General features: G+C 42.3%; 14 protein-coding genes. 2 read left to right on the top strand and 12 right to left on the bottom strand.

Annotation, left to right across the window (positions count from 1 at the left end):
* Positions 1 to 29 precede the first annotated feature (29 nt).
* The 4 genes from glmM to rlmE form a co-directional block, all read right to left on the bottom strand.
* Positions 30 to 1,361 carry a phosphoglucosamine mutase gene (gene glmM, locus TQ33_RS01075; protein ID WP_046560423.1) on the bottom strand — a complete coding sequence of 444 codons (1,332 nt, stop codon included), beginning with the start codon at positions 1,359 to 1,361 and terminating at the stop codon, positions 30 to 32.
* Between the two features lie 24 nt (positions 1,362 to 1,385).
* The gene (folP, locus tag TQ33_RS01070) at positions 1,386 to 2,201 is read right to left on the bottom strand and encodes a dihydropteroate synthase (protein ID WP_046560422.1); all 816 of its coding nucleotides are present in this window, start codon (positions 2,199 to 2,201) and stop codon (positions 1,386 to 1,388) included.
* 56 nt (positions 2,202 to 2,257) lie between these two features.
* Positions 2,258 to 4,198, bottom strand: coding sequence for an ATP-dependent zinc metalloprotease FtsH (ftsH, locus tag TQ33_RS01065; protein ID WP_046560421.1), 1,941 nt, complete (start codon positions 4,196 to 4,198; stop codon positions 2,258 to 2,260).
* 180 nt (positions 4,199 to 4,378) lie between these two features.
* Positions 4,379 to 4,999, bottom strand: a complete 621-nt coding sequence (gene rlmE / locus TQ33_RS01060) for a 23S rRNA (uridine(2552)-2'-O)-methyltransferase RlmE (protein WP_046560420.1) — start codon at positions 4,997 to 4,999, stop codon at positions 4,379 to 4,381.
* Between the two features lie 93 nt (positions 5,000 to 5,092).
* On the opposite strand from rlmE, the gene yhbY reads away from it, so the two are divergent.
* Together yhbY and TQ33_RS01050 are read left to right on the top strand one after the other, a co-directional pair.
* The gene (gene yhbY / locus TQ33_RS01055; RefSeq protein ID WP_046560419.1) at positions 5,093 to 5,404 is read left to right on the top strand and encodes a ribosome assembly RNA-binding protein YhbY; all 312 of its coding nucleotides are present in this window, start codon (positions 5,093 to 5,095) and stop codon (positions 5,402 to 5,404) included.
* A 16-nt stretch (positions 5,405 to 5,420) separates the two neighbouring features.
* Positions 5,421 to 6,122 carry a response regulator transcription factor gene (locus TQ33_RS01050; RefSeq protein ID WP_046560418.1) on the top strand — a complete coding sequence of 234 codons (702 nt, stop codon included), beginning with the start codon at positions 5,421 to 5,423 and terminating at the stop codon, positions 6,120 to 6,122.
* Positions 6,123 to 6,125: 3 nt separating this feature from the next.
* On the opposite strand, the gene TQ33_RS01045 is transcribed toward TQ33_RS01050, so the two are convergent.
* Genes TQ33_RS01045 through TQ33_RS01010 form a run of 8 tightly spaced genes read right to left on the bottom strand, consistent with a single transcriptional unit; the run spans position 6,126 to position 14,001 of the window.
* The gene (locus TQ33_RS01045; RefSeq protein ID WP_046560417.1) at positions 6,126 to 7,418 is read right to left on the bottom strand and encodes a sensor histidine kinase; all 1,293 of its coding nucleotides are present in this window, start codon (positions 7,416 to 7,418) and stop codon (positions 6,126 to 6,128) included.
* The gene (locus TQ33_RS01040; RefSeq protein ID WP_046562209.1) at positions 7,419 to 8,441 is read right to left on the bottom strand and encodes an SAM-dependent methyltransferase; all 1,023 of its coding nucleotides are present in this window, start codon (positions 8,439 to 8,441) and stop codon (positions 7,419 to 7,421) included. It abuts the gene before it with no gap.
* 32 nt (positions 8,442 to 8,473) lie between these two features.
* Positions 8,474 to 9,289, bottom strand: a complete 816-nt coding sequence (locus TQ33_RS01035) for a DUF1295 domain-containing protein (protein WP_228640280.1) — start codon at positions 9,287 to 9,289, stop codon at positions 8,474 to 8,476.
* Positions 9,246 to 9,806, bottom strand: coding sequence for a DUF2878 domain-containing protein (locus TQ33_RS01030; protein WP_046560415.1), 561 nt, complete (start codon positions 9,804 to 9,806; stop codon positions 9,246 to 9,248). Before TQ33_RS01030 ends, TQ33_RS01035 begins: the two co-directional genes overlap by 44 nt.
* On the bottom strand, positions 9,788 to 11,068 hold the full coding sequence (locus TQ33_RS01025; RefSeq protein ID WP_046560414.1) for an SAM-dependent methyltransferase: 1,281 nt from the start codon (positions 11,066 to 11,068) through the stop codon (positions 9,788 to 9,790). Before TQ33_RS01025 ends, TQ33_RS01030 begins: the two co-directional genes overlap by 19 nt.
* An 11-nt stretch (positions 11,069 to 11,079) precedes the next feature.
* Entirely contained in the window at positions 11,080 to 11,871 is a 792-nt protein-coding gene (locus TQ33_RS01020; protein WP_046562208.1) for a DUF1365 domain-containing protein, read from the bottom strand.
* On the bottom strand, positions 11,861 to 13,117 hold the full coding sequence (locus TQ33_RS01015) for an NAD(P)/FAD-dependent oxidoreductase (protein ID WP_046560413.1): 1,257 nt from the start codon (positions 13,115 to 13,117) through the stop codon (positions 11,861 to 11,863). The genes TQ33_RS01020 and TQ33_RS01015 overlap by 11 nt, the downstream gene beginning before the upstream one ends.
* Entirely contained in the window at positions 13,114 to 14,001 is an 888-nt protein-coding gene (locus tag TQ33_RS01010) for an acyl-CoA desaturase (protein ID WP_052735148.1), read from the bottom strand. The genes TQ33_RS01015 and TQ33_RS01010 overlap by 4 nt, the downstream gene beginning before the upstream one ends.
* Positions 14,002 to 14,072: the final 71 nt, after the last annotated feature.

Here is a 14,072-nt window from a genome sequence, read left to right as displayed (position 1 = left end):
TACTCAACTTTGTACAATTTTACAATTTTCTACACTAACTCTTGAACTTTACTTGCAATCATATTTGCATAGTTTTTTGTCATAGTTTCGTCTTTCGCTTCGACCATAACGCGTATCAGAGGCTCGGTCCCAGACTTGCGAATCAATACTCGACCGGAATCCCCTAGTTGTTGCTCAACATCTGAAACCAATGTTTTCAACTCTTGCTTTTCTAAGATTGAATCAGCATCATCTACACGGACGTTGATCAACTCTTGTGGAAACAATGGATGCAAATTTGAAAAACTCTTTAGCGTTTGCTCAGTTTCTTTCAAAGCATTGAGTACTTGCAACGCAGCAACAATACCATCGCCCGTAGAGTTGTAGTCCAAACAAATTACATGGCCAGACGATTCTCCGCCAAGTTTCCAGTTATTTTGTTTGAGTGATTGCATCACATACCTGTCGCCCACTTTTGTGCGTTCAAATTCGATTTTTTCTTTCTTTAAATCGACTTCTACAGCCATATTAGTCATCAAGGTTCCAGCAACACCACCTTGTAGCTCACCTTTATTATTGAGGTGCTTAGCTAAAAGCCAAATCAGTTGGTCACCATTAATCAGACTGCCATCGCTATCAACCATCATAACTCGGTCACCGTCGCCATCGAAGGCAATTCCCAAGTCAGCTTTGTGTTCCACCACTGCTTTTGACAATGCATTTGTTGCCGTAGCACCGCAGTCTAAATTGATATTTAAACCATCAGGTGTATTACCAATAACGATTACTTCAGCACCCAGTTCCTTAAAAACATGGGGTGCTATGTGGTAAGTCGCTCCATGTGCACAATCTACCACCAGTTTCTGTCCTTTTAATGATAAATTATTGGGAAAGCTGGCTTTACAGAATTCAATATACCTAGCAGTGGCATCTTCAATACGAAACGCCTTACCTAACTTGTCGCTGGCTAGCGTGGTCATCTCTTGCTCCATTAGTGCCTCAATTTCCAACTCAACGTCATCCGGAAATTTAGTACCATCCGCAGAGAAAAATTTAATACCATTATCATGATAAGGGTTATGTGAAGCACTGATCACTATACCGGCATCGGCTCTAAAGGTTCGTGTTAGGTAAGCAATTGCAGGAGTCGGCATCGGCCCTACTAACAAACTGTTAACACCAGCAGCCGTTAGGCCAGCCTCAAGCACTGACTCAAACATATAACCGGAGATACGCGTATCTTTCCCTATAACTACGCTTCCTTTATTCCCTAAAGCTTGGCCTAAGGCCCAGCCTAGCTTTAATACAAACTCTGGTGTGATGGGGAATTGTCCAACAGTACCTCGTATACCGTCAGTGCCAAAATATTTTCTTTTACTCACGCTTCGTCCTATTTTTATGTCATGTTAATTCTTAAACGCACTAATAACTTTCATCGCTTGCACGGTTTCTTTTACATCGTGTACGCGTAAAATTTTTGCTCCCTTTAACGCTGCATAGGTTGCGGCAACAACACTACCGACCAACCTCTCAGGAATCTCTTGATCTAGAATCTGGCCTATCATGGTTTTTCTAGAAACACCGACCAGAACTGGGCAGCCTAAACCTTGTAACAGCTCCAACCGGCCCATTAACTCTGTATTATGCTTCAAACTTTTGCCAAAGCCAAAACCCGGATCAACGATAATTTTCTTTCTATCGATTCCATGTTTTTCGCATTCTGCAATCCGTTTTCTTAACATATCCTGAACTTCAGCCACAACATCGTCATATTGTGGGTTCTGTTGCATAGTCCGTGGCTGTCCTTTCATGTGCATCAGGCAAAGGTAAGCACCGCTTCCTGTAACAGCCTCTAGCGCCCCTTTTTCTTGCAACGCTCGAACATCATTGATGAGGTCAACATTATGCTCTAAAGCTCGTGACATCACTTCAGCTTTGCTTGTATCAACAGAAACTATCGCACCAAGCGCTTTGGCCACTTTAATCAGAGGTATTACTCGCTTTAACTCATCCTCTAACGAGACCTCAGCGGCACCTGGCCGCGTTGACTCACCACCGATATCAATAATATCCGCCCCGGCGCTTAGCATCTCTTTAATTCGCTTCTCGGCATCTTCTTGATGAATGTAACGTCCACCATCTGAGAACGAATCCGGGGTAGTATTTAAGATCCCCATCACCAAAGGGCGCGGGCGATTCAGTAACGATTCTAATTTAGACATGCAACCTCAATTTCCTAAAACCAGTATCAAAAAAGGGCCCCGCAGGACCCTGTTTCTTAATCGTCTGACTGACGCTGAGAAGGATTATCCTCAGGCTCCTGCGAAGGAGCTTGCTTGTTTGCACTGCCTCCATCGCTAGCATCATCAGCGCTAGTTTTTTCAGACCAGTCTGCCGGTGGCTGAGGTTCTTCGCCTTTCATAATGTCATCAATCTGTTTAGCATCAATCGTTTCATACTTCATCAACGCTTTTGCCATGGCATGTAACTTATCCATGTCTTCATTTAAGATTGTTTTCGCACGCTCGTAATTACGCTCAATAATATCGCGAATTTCTGAATCGATCATACGCGCCGTCTCATCCGAAATATTCTTGTGTTGCGTTACCGAACGCCCTAGAAACACCTCATCTTCATCTTCGGCATAAGACATAGGCCCTAACTTTTCAGATAAGCCCCACTTAGTCACCATGTTTCGTGCAATATCAGTCGCTCGCTCGATATCATTCGAAGCACCAGTAGTTACTTTATCAGCACCATTGAGGAGTTCTTCAGCAATACGCCCACCGAATAATGAAGACAACTGGCTTTCCAACGCCTCTTTCGATAGGGAGTATTTGTCCTGCTCTGGCAAATACATGGTCACACCCAGCGCTCGACCGCGTGGAATAATGCTCACCTTATACACAGGATCATGACTAGGAACACGAAGACCAACAATTGCATGACCCGCTTCGTGGTACGCCGTGTTTAGTTTTTCTTCCTCAGTCATCACCATTGAGCGACGTTCAGCACCCATCAAAATTTTGTCTTTTGCTTTCTCGAACTGCTCCATGCCAACTGTACGTAAATTATCACGCGCAGCGAATAATGCAGCTTCGTTAACTAAGTTCGCTAAATCTGCACCTGAAAAACCAGGTGTACCACGAGCAATTAAACTTGGTTCAACGTCGTCACCCACTGGGATCTTACGCATATGAACCTTAATGATTTGTTCCCGACCTTTAATGTCTGGCAAGCCAACGATGACCTGACGGTCAAAACGGCCAGGACGTAATAGTGCAGGGTCAAGAACGTCAGGACGGTTTGTTGCAGCAATGACGATCACGCCTTCACCGCCTTCAAAACCATCCATTTCAACCAATAGTTGGTTCAAAGTTTGCTCGCGCTCATCATGACCACCGCCTAGACCAGCACCACGATGGCGACCTACCGCATCAATCTCATCAATGAAAATAATGCATGGAGCATGCTTTTTGGCTTGCTCAAACATATCACGCACACGTGACGCACCAACACCCACAAACATTTCGACGAAGTCAGAACCTGAAATCGTAAAGAAAGGAACTTTTGCCTCGCCTGCAATCGCACGTGCTAGCAATGTTTTACCGGTACCTGGTGGCCCCACCATCAAAACACCGCGTGGGATCTTTCCACCCAAGCGCTGGAATTTGCGTGGGTCGCGCAAGAAGTCGACCAACTCGCCTACTTCTTCCTTCGCTTCCTCTACGCCCGCAACATCCGCAAAAGTCGTTTTGACCTGGTCTTCACTCAACATACGAGCTTTGCTTTTACCAAATGATAAAGCACCGCCACCTTTACCGCCGCCTTGCATTTGGCGCATGAAATATATCCATACAGCTATCAACAGCAGAATCGGGCCAAAGCTTAGTAAGAAAGTACCAAAGCCACCACCTTCACGCTTTTTGCCTGAATATTGGACTTTGTTTTCGAGCAGAATTTCGTTGAGTTTTCCATGCCCGCCATCTGGAATTTCCGCTCTAATATTACGGTTCGAACCAGTTTCTCGACCAGACACTACGATATCGTTAGGGTTAATGACGACATCATCAACTTCCTTTGCCTCAATTTTCTCAACAAATTCAGAAAAAGGAATTTTACTATCGTCAAGCTGCTTCTCTTGAATGGCATCAATAACAACGAAGAGAATAACCGCCGCTATAACCCAAAATAGTATGTTTTTTACTAAATCGCTCAAAATTCGAACCTCAAATTATGACAGCTTCCTGTCTTTACTTTTTGACTCAGTATTATGCCATGCTTGTTTCTATTGATAAGCCCAATGGCTCAATAAAACTGGCTTTTCCGCACCAGTATCGTAACAAAACGTAACACATTCCATAATTGCTAATGGCTGGAAAGCCTTAATTAAATAGCTTTAACCTTTATAGCCTTGTCCAACAACGTACACTTCACGGGAACGAGCCCTTGATGCATCCGGCTTGCGGATCATGACTTTATCAAAGCTTTGCCTACATTGGCGAATATATTCGTCAAATCCCTCGCCTTGGAATACTTTGACCACATAACTCGCACCTTTCGCCGACACTTCTCTTGCCAACTCAAGCGCTAGCTCAGCCAAATACATACCTTTAGGCTGATCGATCGCGTCCATTCCACTCATATTGGGGGCCATATCAGATAATACAAGGGTTGCCTTGTGGTCACCAATCATATCAAGTAATTGATTCAGCACTGATTCTTCTCTGAAATCACCTTGAATAAAGTTCACATCAGGCAAAGGGTCCATGGGTAGAATGTCTAAAGCAAATATTTTGCCTTTCGAGCCTATCTTATAGGCGGCATATTGCGACCAACCACCGGGCGCTGCGCCAAGGTCCACAATCGTGCACCCAGGCTTAACCAACTGATACTTTTGGTCAAGCTCTTCTAGCTTATATACGGCACGAGAGCGGTAGCCATCTTTTTGTGACTTTTTCACGTAAGGATCGTCAAAATGTTCCTTCATCCAGCGCTGACTGCTTTTTGTACGAGACATGCCTTAGAAAATCACTTGTATTCATTAAAACAGGTCTCTATTGTACCGTTTTTAAGGTAAAATAACTGCAATTCTCACTATTAAGTTCATCAAATGTCACAATCTAAACAAACACCATTAAGCAAGACACAAATTAAGTTCTTACGCAGTAAGGCACATAACCTCAAACCCGTTGTAATGATTGGGGATAAAGGCTTAACTGAAAATGTGCTTGAAGAAATTAACTTAGCACTCAACCATCATGAGCTGATCAAAGTTAAAGTTCGTGCTGAAGAGCGAGATGATAAGAAAGCCATTATCGACGAGATCATCAAAAGATCAAAAGGACAGGAAGTTCAGGTCATTGGACACATTTTAGCCTTGTATCGTCGTTCAGAAGATGTAAAAATCATCTTACCAAAATAATTAACAAGGGATATCAATGGCTTACAGCGTCCTTTTAGTCGAAGATCATGCTGAGTTAGCGGCAACTACGGGCGAGTTTCTTGAACTCTGCGGTTATATTGTCGATTATGCCAGCGATGGCCCCACAGGGCTTAGCCTTGCCCTCAATAACAGTTATGACGCGTTAATTCTTGATATCATGTTGCCTGGCTTGAACGGCTATGAAATTTGTCGAAAAGTTCGACAAGAAGCCGAGTCTGACATTCCCGTGCTCATGCTTACAGCTAGAGATCAACTCAGTGACAAGCTCGAAGGGTTTGATACCGGAGCCGATGACTACCTGATCAAGCCTTTTGATTTTGAAGAACTCGATGCTCGTTTAAAATCTATCATTAAACGCCACAAGGGTGACTTTAGTAGCAAGACTCTTAAAATTCACGATCTTGAACTTGATCCAAAAACCATGAAGGTTACCCGAGCTAACCAAGAGTTAAAGTTATCGCCGACTGGCTTGCAAATTCTAAAGATGCTCATGCGGCGCTCACCAGAACTTGTGTCGAGAGAAGAAATTGAGCGTGAACTCTGGGGCGACTTAGTCCCCGATAGTGATGTCTTACGAAGTCACTTATACAATCTCCGTAAAGTTATTGATAAACCCTTTGATTTTGCGCTCTTGGAGACAGTACCTAGCTTGGGCTTAAAAATCGTTCCGCCGAAAAACGGTGATGACCAAGCTTAATTTTTAGGTCTCTTTTTGTGGAATGGTTAAGGTTGCTTTGGTGCCTTGGCCTTGCTCACTTTCTATCACCAGTTTCCAACCCAGCTGCTCACAAATACGGTAAACGATCGAGAGCCCCAAACCAAAACCTTTGACCTTGATATTTTCACGATTTTCTCGATAAAAAGGCTCATGTACTCGCTTCAGTGCTGCGGGGTGAATACCACAACCTGTATCTTCAACGATAATATCCCGATCTTTTATTTTAAGTGTTATCGAACCCTGCTCGGTATAATTAAAAGCATTGCTAATCAGGTTATTGATACAAATACAAAACAGCCTTTCAGGAACAATTTCTTTAATACTATTTTCAAAGCTTAACTTAACCTCTAAATCTTTATCAGAGTTAATCTTTTGAATCTGGAACAGCTGCTCTTTTATCAAATCATTTAATGATATTGGAGTGCTCGTTTCTTCTGGAGTTTGATCTCTAGAGAGAAGTAACAATGCCTCAAGCAACTCCTCCATCTCTTTGATCATCGGATGCATGCGCTTTACCACTGCCTGCTGTCGATTATCAAGCTCTTGTCGTTCAAGGAGCGCAAGAGAGCCTTTTAATACCGCCAAGGGTGTTCTAAGCTCATGACTGGCATAACGGGTAAAATTCTTTTCTCTATCAACATACTGTTCAACTTTTCGAGCATATTGTTTGAAGGCATTCAATAACACGTCGACTTCTGCATCCGCATTTTTTTCAATATCGGAGAAATCGATTTCAAAGCCTTCATCAGCGTTGACGGTTTCCATTTTACGAGACAACTTTATCACCGGAGATACAGCACGTTTAGCCATGTAGTAGCTAATCCATGCAGGAAGATAGATGATTAAAAGAACTAACGCTAGAGGGGTTATGCCAAAAAATAATGCTAACTTTGCTACCTGACCTTCTTCAAAGACAAGATACAGCTTACGGCCATAACGCTCAGACACATGAACTAAAGGTCGTTTCTCACGAGTTTCAAGCCGCTGATAACCAATAGGGAGCTTTGCGATATCTTCAGGAACTGGCTCAGAGTGCGAGCTTCTTTCCATGTAACCCGTTAAATTAAGCGTTCTAGGCAAATTACTGGTAGGGTTTTCTTTGTAGTGCTTCCAGTAAAAGTCTGCCTCTCCTTCGAGAGCCTGTTTGATTAATACTTTTTCAACAACCTTTGCGGCGCCATATACACTAAGCAGAGTCACACCACTAATCAGCACCAGCTGGATGAGCATTGCTTTAACTAACTTGTGATGTATTTTCTTCTGCTTACGTGCCATTTATTTATGAGCCGATTTACTAAACCGATAATGTGCGATTAACCACTCGTTCCCTTGATTCAAACCGAATAGCTCGGCACATGACATGAAAAATATTCTCCATCGCTGTAACCAAACTTTGGCTTCTTTTTCACCATACACCTTTTCAAAAACCGATAAAATAGATTCTTTATGTTTATCGGTATTCTCCAACCAAACGTTTGATGTTTTTTCATAGTGCTGCCCGCTCAGTAACCATCGCTTCTCCAAATTCAGCTCACCCTGAAAATGCAGGAAAGTATCAGCAGCTGGCATCTGGCCGCCACTAAAAAAATATTTCCCCATCCAATTATCGTCGCCGTCTTCTTCAAAAGGATACATCAAGTAACGATGACAAAAGACATGCAGAAAGACCTTACCTTCATCATTAAGCCAGCTGGTTACTCGTTGAAATAATTGCTGGTAATTTCTGACGTGTTCAAACATTTCAATTGAAACGATACGGTCAAATGTCTTCTCGGTATTAAAATTGTTAATATCGACAGTTATAACGTCGATATTACTTAAGCCGCGCTCTTTTGCCTGACTATCAATGTACTGCTTTTGTGAGCTTGAATTCGACAAAGTCGTAATATGACTGTTCGGAAACTTTGCTGCCAAATACAGTGTTAATGATCCCCAACCACAACCCAACTCAAGAATCTGCTGTCCATCCTCGAACTCGCCGCGCTGAACATAAAGCGCTAGCATATTCTCTTCAGCGGTCGATAAGTCTTCCGTACCATCTTCCCACAAGCAGCCGCTATACTTTAGGTGCTGCCCCAAAGCCAGCAAATAGAAATCAGCAGGAACCTCGTAATGTTGCTCATTAGCTTTATCAGTTTTTACAGCGATGTCGCTGCGTCTCAACTCTTGTAAAAAACGATCATACTGCTCGCTTTGAGCTTCGATATCATTCTTGTGCTCATCTTCAAGCCTCTGCTTGCACAGTTTCCTAATACCTGCTCGGATTACTGAGTCTGGCAAAGTCCCAGACTCCATCATATTGATAATCGTCTTAATCAAGCTATTTTCTCCTAACTATGTTTAGTTTTTCTCGGGCCAATAAAAAATTTATTGGTGTGCTCTTGATAATCCCTGTAAGCGTCCCCTTTCGATCTTAGGTTTTGTTGTTCATTAAATGGTATACCCGTTAACTTCAATAAGAACACCAGCATAATCATAGGGTATATCCACATTAGCCACTGCAGCTCATTGCCAATGGTCAGCAGGGGGTATGCGAACCAGTGGGTCCATTCAAAGAAATAATTTGGGTGCCGCGAATATTTCCACAAACCGACATCGCACACTTTCCCCTTATTAGTTTTATTTTTCTTAAATAGCCTCAATTGACGATCTGAAAGCCATACTCCAAGATAAGAGATTCCAACCACGAATAAACCAACAAGGTCCCATAACCCAAAGTCATCAATGTTGTTTGCCAGAACCCATGCAGGGAAACTGAACAAACTAATAATCAAACCCTGCCCGATAAAAAACATTAAAAAATTAGCTTGAGTGTTTTTATCCCAGTAGGATCTTAAGTAAGCGTAGCGGCCATCTTCTTTTGAAAGGTCATATCGCTCTACAAGGTGCCAAAAGAGTCTCAAGTACCATGCGACAGGAATGAGTAAAATTATTGCGCGGTGAAAAATATCACCCGTCGCTAACGTGAATATCACGATACCGTTAACAACAATCATTCCTGACCAAACAACGTCAGCAATATCGGCATGCTGGTGCTTTTTCTGCCACAACCAGGCCAACACTTGCATCAGCAAGTTTATCGCTAGCAATATTAGAAGAAGCTCACTCCCAGACATTAGCGAACCAACATTGTTTAGTTTGACCATGGCGCTTAACTAGTAGGGTTAATAAGAAAGCGACGGCAAACCAACCTAGAGCCATAGCACTTAGCGTGAACACTGGACTGTGGATAATAACGGCTCCAACTCGCTCAGCTGCAAGGTATGATACCGGACCTCCTACAGCTGCTAATGCACCAGCTAAGTAAGGGCTTTTTTGTACCCAAGCAAGGGAATGGTTAAATGCGGCACCAAAGGCAACCCACAAAGCAACAATCCACCAGGGTGCCAGTTGTTTAGCGGGCCAGTGGTTGTCATAAACAATCAAATCACTGGCAGACCATGCCGTTGCTAGTATAAAGCCACACAAAGCACTGGTAATGATGATAATGAAATCGCTTTCTTGGCGTCTTGAAGGCCACAGTTGCCACAACAACATCAGACCTAATAACAAGCAACCAAGCCAAATAAAGTTTTCTTCAGCTCCAAAAACAAAGCCAACCCAAACTAATTGGAACAGTACAAAGTTAACGATGTTATTTGTATTTAAAGTTGTGCTAGCCATTGTTTTCTCTTATTAGCAGGCTTGGCAAAAAGCAAATGAATGTCGCTGATCGACTTTTCTATAAAACCACCTTCACAGTAACTAAAATAGAATGTCCACATGCGTATAAATTCTTCGCTATAGCCCTGCGCTTTCACCTGCTCAATATTGTCTTCAAAACGTTTTGCCCAATGATTGAGCGTTTTCGCATAACTATCACCAAAATCTTCTAGGTTAATAAGCCTAAGATCTGAATGCTTGGCCGAGCTAGACACCACAGCAGACACACATGGAATGAAACTACCTGGGAAGATATAGCGTTTAATAAAGTCCACCGACTTCAAAGCTTGTTTATATCGACGGTCCTCAATAGTAATTGCCTGTATTAGCGCCAATCCGTCAGAGTTAAGCAAGTCACTACACTTTTTGATATAGGTATCAAGATAATGGTGGCCAACCGCTTCGATCATCTCAATAGAAACAAGCTTATCAAAGGACCCTTTCAGATCACGATAATCTTGCTTAAGAAGCGTTACTTTATCTTCTAAACCTTCTTCAGAAATCCTTTGTTTCGCATACTGATATTGCTGTTCGGATATCGTGGTCGTCGTGACGTGGCAACCATAATTTTTAGCTGCATATATGGCCATACCACCCCAACCAGTGCCTATTTCGATGACCTTATCAGTTTCTTTCAAATCCAACTTGTCACAAATGGTTTTTAACTTTCGTTCGGAAGCCACGTCAAGCGACTCATCTTCAGCAAAAATTGCTGACGAATACATCATGTGCTTATCTAAGAACAGCTTAAAAAATTCGTTGCCCAAATCATAATGAGCAGAAATGTTATCTTTACTACCGGAAACACTATTCTTATTAAAGTAGTGCCATACCTTTAAAGCACTATTTCTTAACCAGGCAAGTCCACCTTCCATTTCATCTAATAACTCGATATTACGAACCAAAATCTGAACCAATCCAGTTAAATTATCCACATCCCACTTGCTATCAATATAAGCTTGTGCCGCGCCGTTACTCCCCTCGAGAGCTACTTGCCTATAAAAATCGAGGTCTCGTATCGTCAACGTCACAGCAACATCTGTTTGTTGCTCGCCACAAACATAGGTTTCGACAGGGTCAGTCACGGTAATCGAACCATTTTGAATCCGACCTAAAGTTTCCTTAACTTGATTTCGGATAATTTTTAGCATCCCGCTATTGGCTGCCGCCTGCTTCAATTCAGTACTGTTTCGTTGCTTTGCAACACGTGTGCCCTGCGTCATTGATACTCCTATTATTGACTGTGTTTGGGGTGGTCAAATACCTTTAATCGTTTGAGCCACAACTTGAGAGCCTGCCAATAAATTAAAAAGCTCATTTTATGTGGCTGTAAAGCATGACTAACACCATACTTTCTCATGCTACTGGTTGTTAATGGTAATAGCTTACCTGTGAAGGTTGCGTCAAAATACTTTTTTCCTTCAGTCGTTAACACCGCCATGTGTACTCTTAGTTCATCCTTAGCCACTTTAAATGTCCAGCGATAGAGCATATCCATTTGAATGAACGGGGATACATGAAACTCTTTCTTAAAGCTGTACTGATAAACTTTACCACACTTTGAACTTTCTTCATTAGCACAGTCGAAAACGTAACTATGTCGCTCTCCCCATGGAGTATTAGTTATTTCACTAACGATAAACGCTAACGTCTCATCTAAGTCGTAGCAATAGTAAAAACAGACTGAGTTGAAGTTATAGCCGTAGTTTCTTAAGTGCGACATCATGTAAACCTTTCCCTCGAACTCTTTCCCTGTTCGTGTCTTGATGGTTTTTATAATGTTTTGCTTATTGCTTTTGGGTGAGGTGATTTCTTCGGATTCATTAGTAGAATTTTGGTGAAAGTCTTTGGCTCGATATGACACAATATTGTACTTTTCCACCGACCATAGACGGCTAAGCTTGAACTGATTCTCAACCTCATCAAGATCAAGCAAGGTCCACTTCATATCATATTCAAACAGATGTGGCTTTGGCGCATACCGTCGGTGCCGCACCCAGCCTTTGACGACACTATTATTCAGCATAACCATTGTCACGAAGTAAATGCTGAGCAGCCTCTACGCCACTACGCGCTCCATCTTCATGAAAGCCCCACCCCCAATAAGCTCCGCAATAATAGCTAGACATTTTACCCTGTAGCTGAGGTCTTTTATTTTGCGCATTGATAGTTTCTTGAGTATAAACAGGGTGCTCATATTCTATATACTTCCACACCTTTTCAGTATCCACATATTCGCTCATGTTCAAGCTCACAATCACTGGGCGTTCAGTCGGCAAAGATTGCAGTAAGTTCATGTAATAACTCACCGTACATTGTACTTTGCTGATTTCGTTACGAATCACATTCCAACTTGCCCAGGCACTTTTCCTCTTAGGTAGCAAAGCCTCGTCCCAGTGCAAACATATTTCGTTACGTTGATATTTTATAGCCCCTAATACTTCTTTCTCTGATGGGGTTGGATCCTCTAATAGCTTCAGAGCTTGATCACTATGGCAAGCGAATATAACTTGATCAAACTGATGCATCCTTCCTTCAGATAAATGTAATATCACACCATGCTCGGTTCTTTCTACCTTTTTAATTGGCGTATCCACACTGACATCAAAGTTGGCCTTATCCGTTATAGCTTTAAGGTATTGTCTAGAGCCACCACTAACGGTTTTCCAAACTGGACGCTTATTCATTTGCATCATGTCATGATTTTGCATAAAGGCGACTAAATATCTGGCAGGAAAATCCATGATCAGATCCGCTTTTCCGGACCAAAGCGCCGAGGCCATTGGAACAATATGTTCGTTGGTAAAATAATCACTGTAACCATTCGTTTTTAGGTATTCGCCTAAAGAGATATCGTTACTTTCTTCTTCAAGTAACGCCGGCGCCTCTTTATAAAAGCGTGCGATATCTCGAATCATCCGATAAAATTTCGGGTTAACAATATTTCTTCTCTGACAAAACAATTTATTAATGTTAGTAGCGTTATATTCAAGTCCACTAAAACGATTGGATACTGCAAAGCTCATATCGCTATCTTTATAGGCGACGTTATATTTATTCAGTAACTCAAAAAAACGTGGGTAATTTTCTGGGTTGAAGACGATAAACCCTGTATCAACGTCTACTGGTTCACCATCAATCTCAATAGTCTGTGTATCAGCGTGACCACCAACCTTACTGTTTTTCTCGTAAACAGTGACCTCACATTTGTCCGATAAGTACTCTGCTGCTGAAATTCCTGAAATCCCCGAACCAATAACCGCTACCTTCACACCCTTTCCTCCTGAATTTTAGCCGCATCGGGCTTTCGTAAATCCCAAATCAGACCTAGCTTTTCCATCATAAATAAAAGGTAGTAGCTTATATCAAGCTCCCACCACCTTAGTCCTTGTTTTACCGATGATGGGAATTGGTGATGATTATTATGCCAGCCCTCCCCCAGAGTGAGCAAAGCCAGTAATGGATTGTTGCGACTATCATCATTTGTCTCAAAGCTACGGAATCCCCAAACGTGAGCAAGCGAATTAATTAAAAATGTCACGTGCGATAATACAACCGTTGACACAAAGTATCCCCAAATTAATATTTGCCACTTTGTAGCACCGAGTTCGGGATGAACATGTTCAATATAGGTGCCGACCATTAATACCAAGAATGCATAGATAATTGGTGGAACAATGTCATACCGATCCAACCACCTCAATTCTTTGTACTTCACTAAATCCTTAACACGATCTTCATTTGTAGCGAAATTCTTCTTGTTCAGGAACCACAATGTGTGACTTCTTAAGAAGCCATCACGTGGCGAGTGAGAATCTTTTTCCGTATCTGCATGCTTATGATGATGGCGGTGATGTGCAGCCCACCACAGTGGGCCACGCTGCGTTGCAGTTGCCCCTAAAAAGCCAAAGATCGCCTGCATGAAACGACTCGTTTTAAAACTTTTATGGGAAAAGTAGCGATGGTAAAAGGCCGTAATAGCAAACATGCGAACAAAGTAACTTGCTGCACATACTGCAATAGCTATCCAGCTCACACCAACGACCAATACAAATAAACAGCTCAAATGGAGTAAGATATAGGGTATTACTCTAGGCCAGTCGACCTCGTCGCCTGAATCAGCGCCTACTATTTTGTTATCAAACCACTGTCTCAACGTAGTAATCCTTAGAATGATGTAACCGCTATGTTATGCTTAAAATTGTGAAAATCCCGTGAACTGTCTTT

Origin of the sequence: Kangiella geojedonensis, assembly GCF_000981765.1 — a bacterium.
Taxonomy (GTDB): domain Bacteria; phylum Pseudomonadota; class Gammaproteobacteria; order Enterobacterales; family Kangiellaceae; genus Kangiella; species Kangiella geojedonensis.
This window is presented reverse-complemented; position numbering and strand designations above follow the sequence as displayed.

Bases quoted from the DNA above. Each gene is read 5' to 3' on its own strand.
- folP (WP_046560422.1), bottom strand. From the start codon at position 2,201: ATGTCTAAATTAGAATCGTTACTGAATCGCCCGCGCCCTTTGGTGATG.
- rlmE (WP_046560420.1), bottom strand. From the start codon at position 4,999: ATGTCTCGTACAAAAAGCAGTCAGCGCTGGATGAAGGAACATTTTGAC.
- yhbY (WP_046560419.1), top strand. From the start codon at position 5,093: ATGTCACAATCTAAACAAACACCATTAAGCAAGACACAAATTAAGTTC.
- TQ33_RS01050 (WP_046560418.1), top strand. From the start codon at position 5,421: ATGGCTTACAGCGTCCTTTTAGTCGAAGATCATGCTGAGTTAGCGGCA.
- TQ33_RS01045 (WP_046560417.1), bottom strand. From the start codon at position 7,418: ATGGCACGTAAGCAGAAGAAAATACATCACAAGTTAGTTAAAGCAATG.
- TQ33_RS01040 (WP_046562209.1), bottom strand. From the start codon at position 8,441: ATGATGGAGTCTGGGACTTTGCCAGACTCAGTAATCCGAGCAGGTATT.
- TQ33_RS01035 (WP_228640280.1), bottom strand. From the start codon at position 9,289: ATGGTCAAACTAAACAATGTTGGTTCGCTAATGTCTGGGAGTGAGCTT.
- TQ33_RS01030 (WP_046560415.1), bottom strand. From the start codon at position 9,806: ATGGCTAGCACAACTTTAAATACAAATAACATCGTTAACTTTGTACTG.
- TQ33_RS01025 (WP_046560414.1), bottom strand. From the start codon at position 11,068: ATGACGCAGGGCACACGTGTTGCAAAGCAACGAAACAGTACTGAATTG.
- TQ33_RS01020 (WP_046562208.1), bottom strand. From the start codon at position 11,871: ATGCTGAATAATAGTGTCGTCAAAGGCTGGGTGCGGCACCGACGGTAT.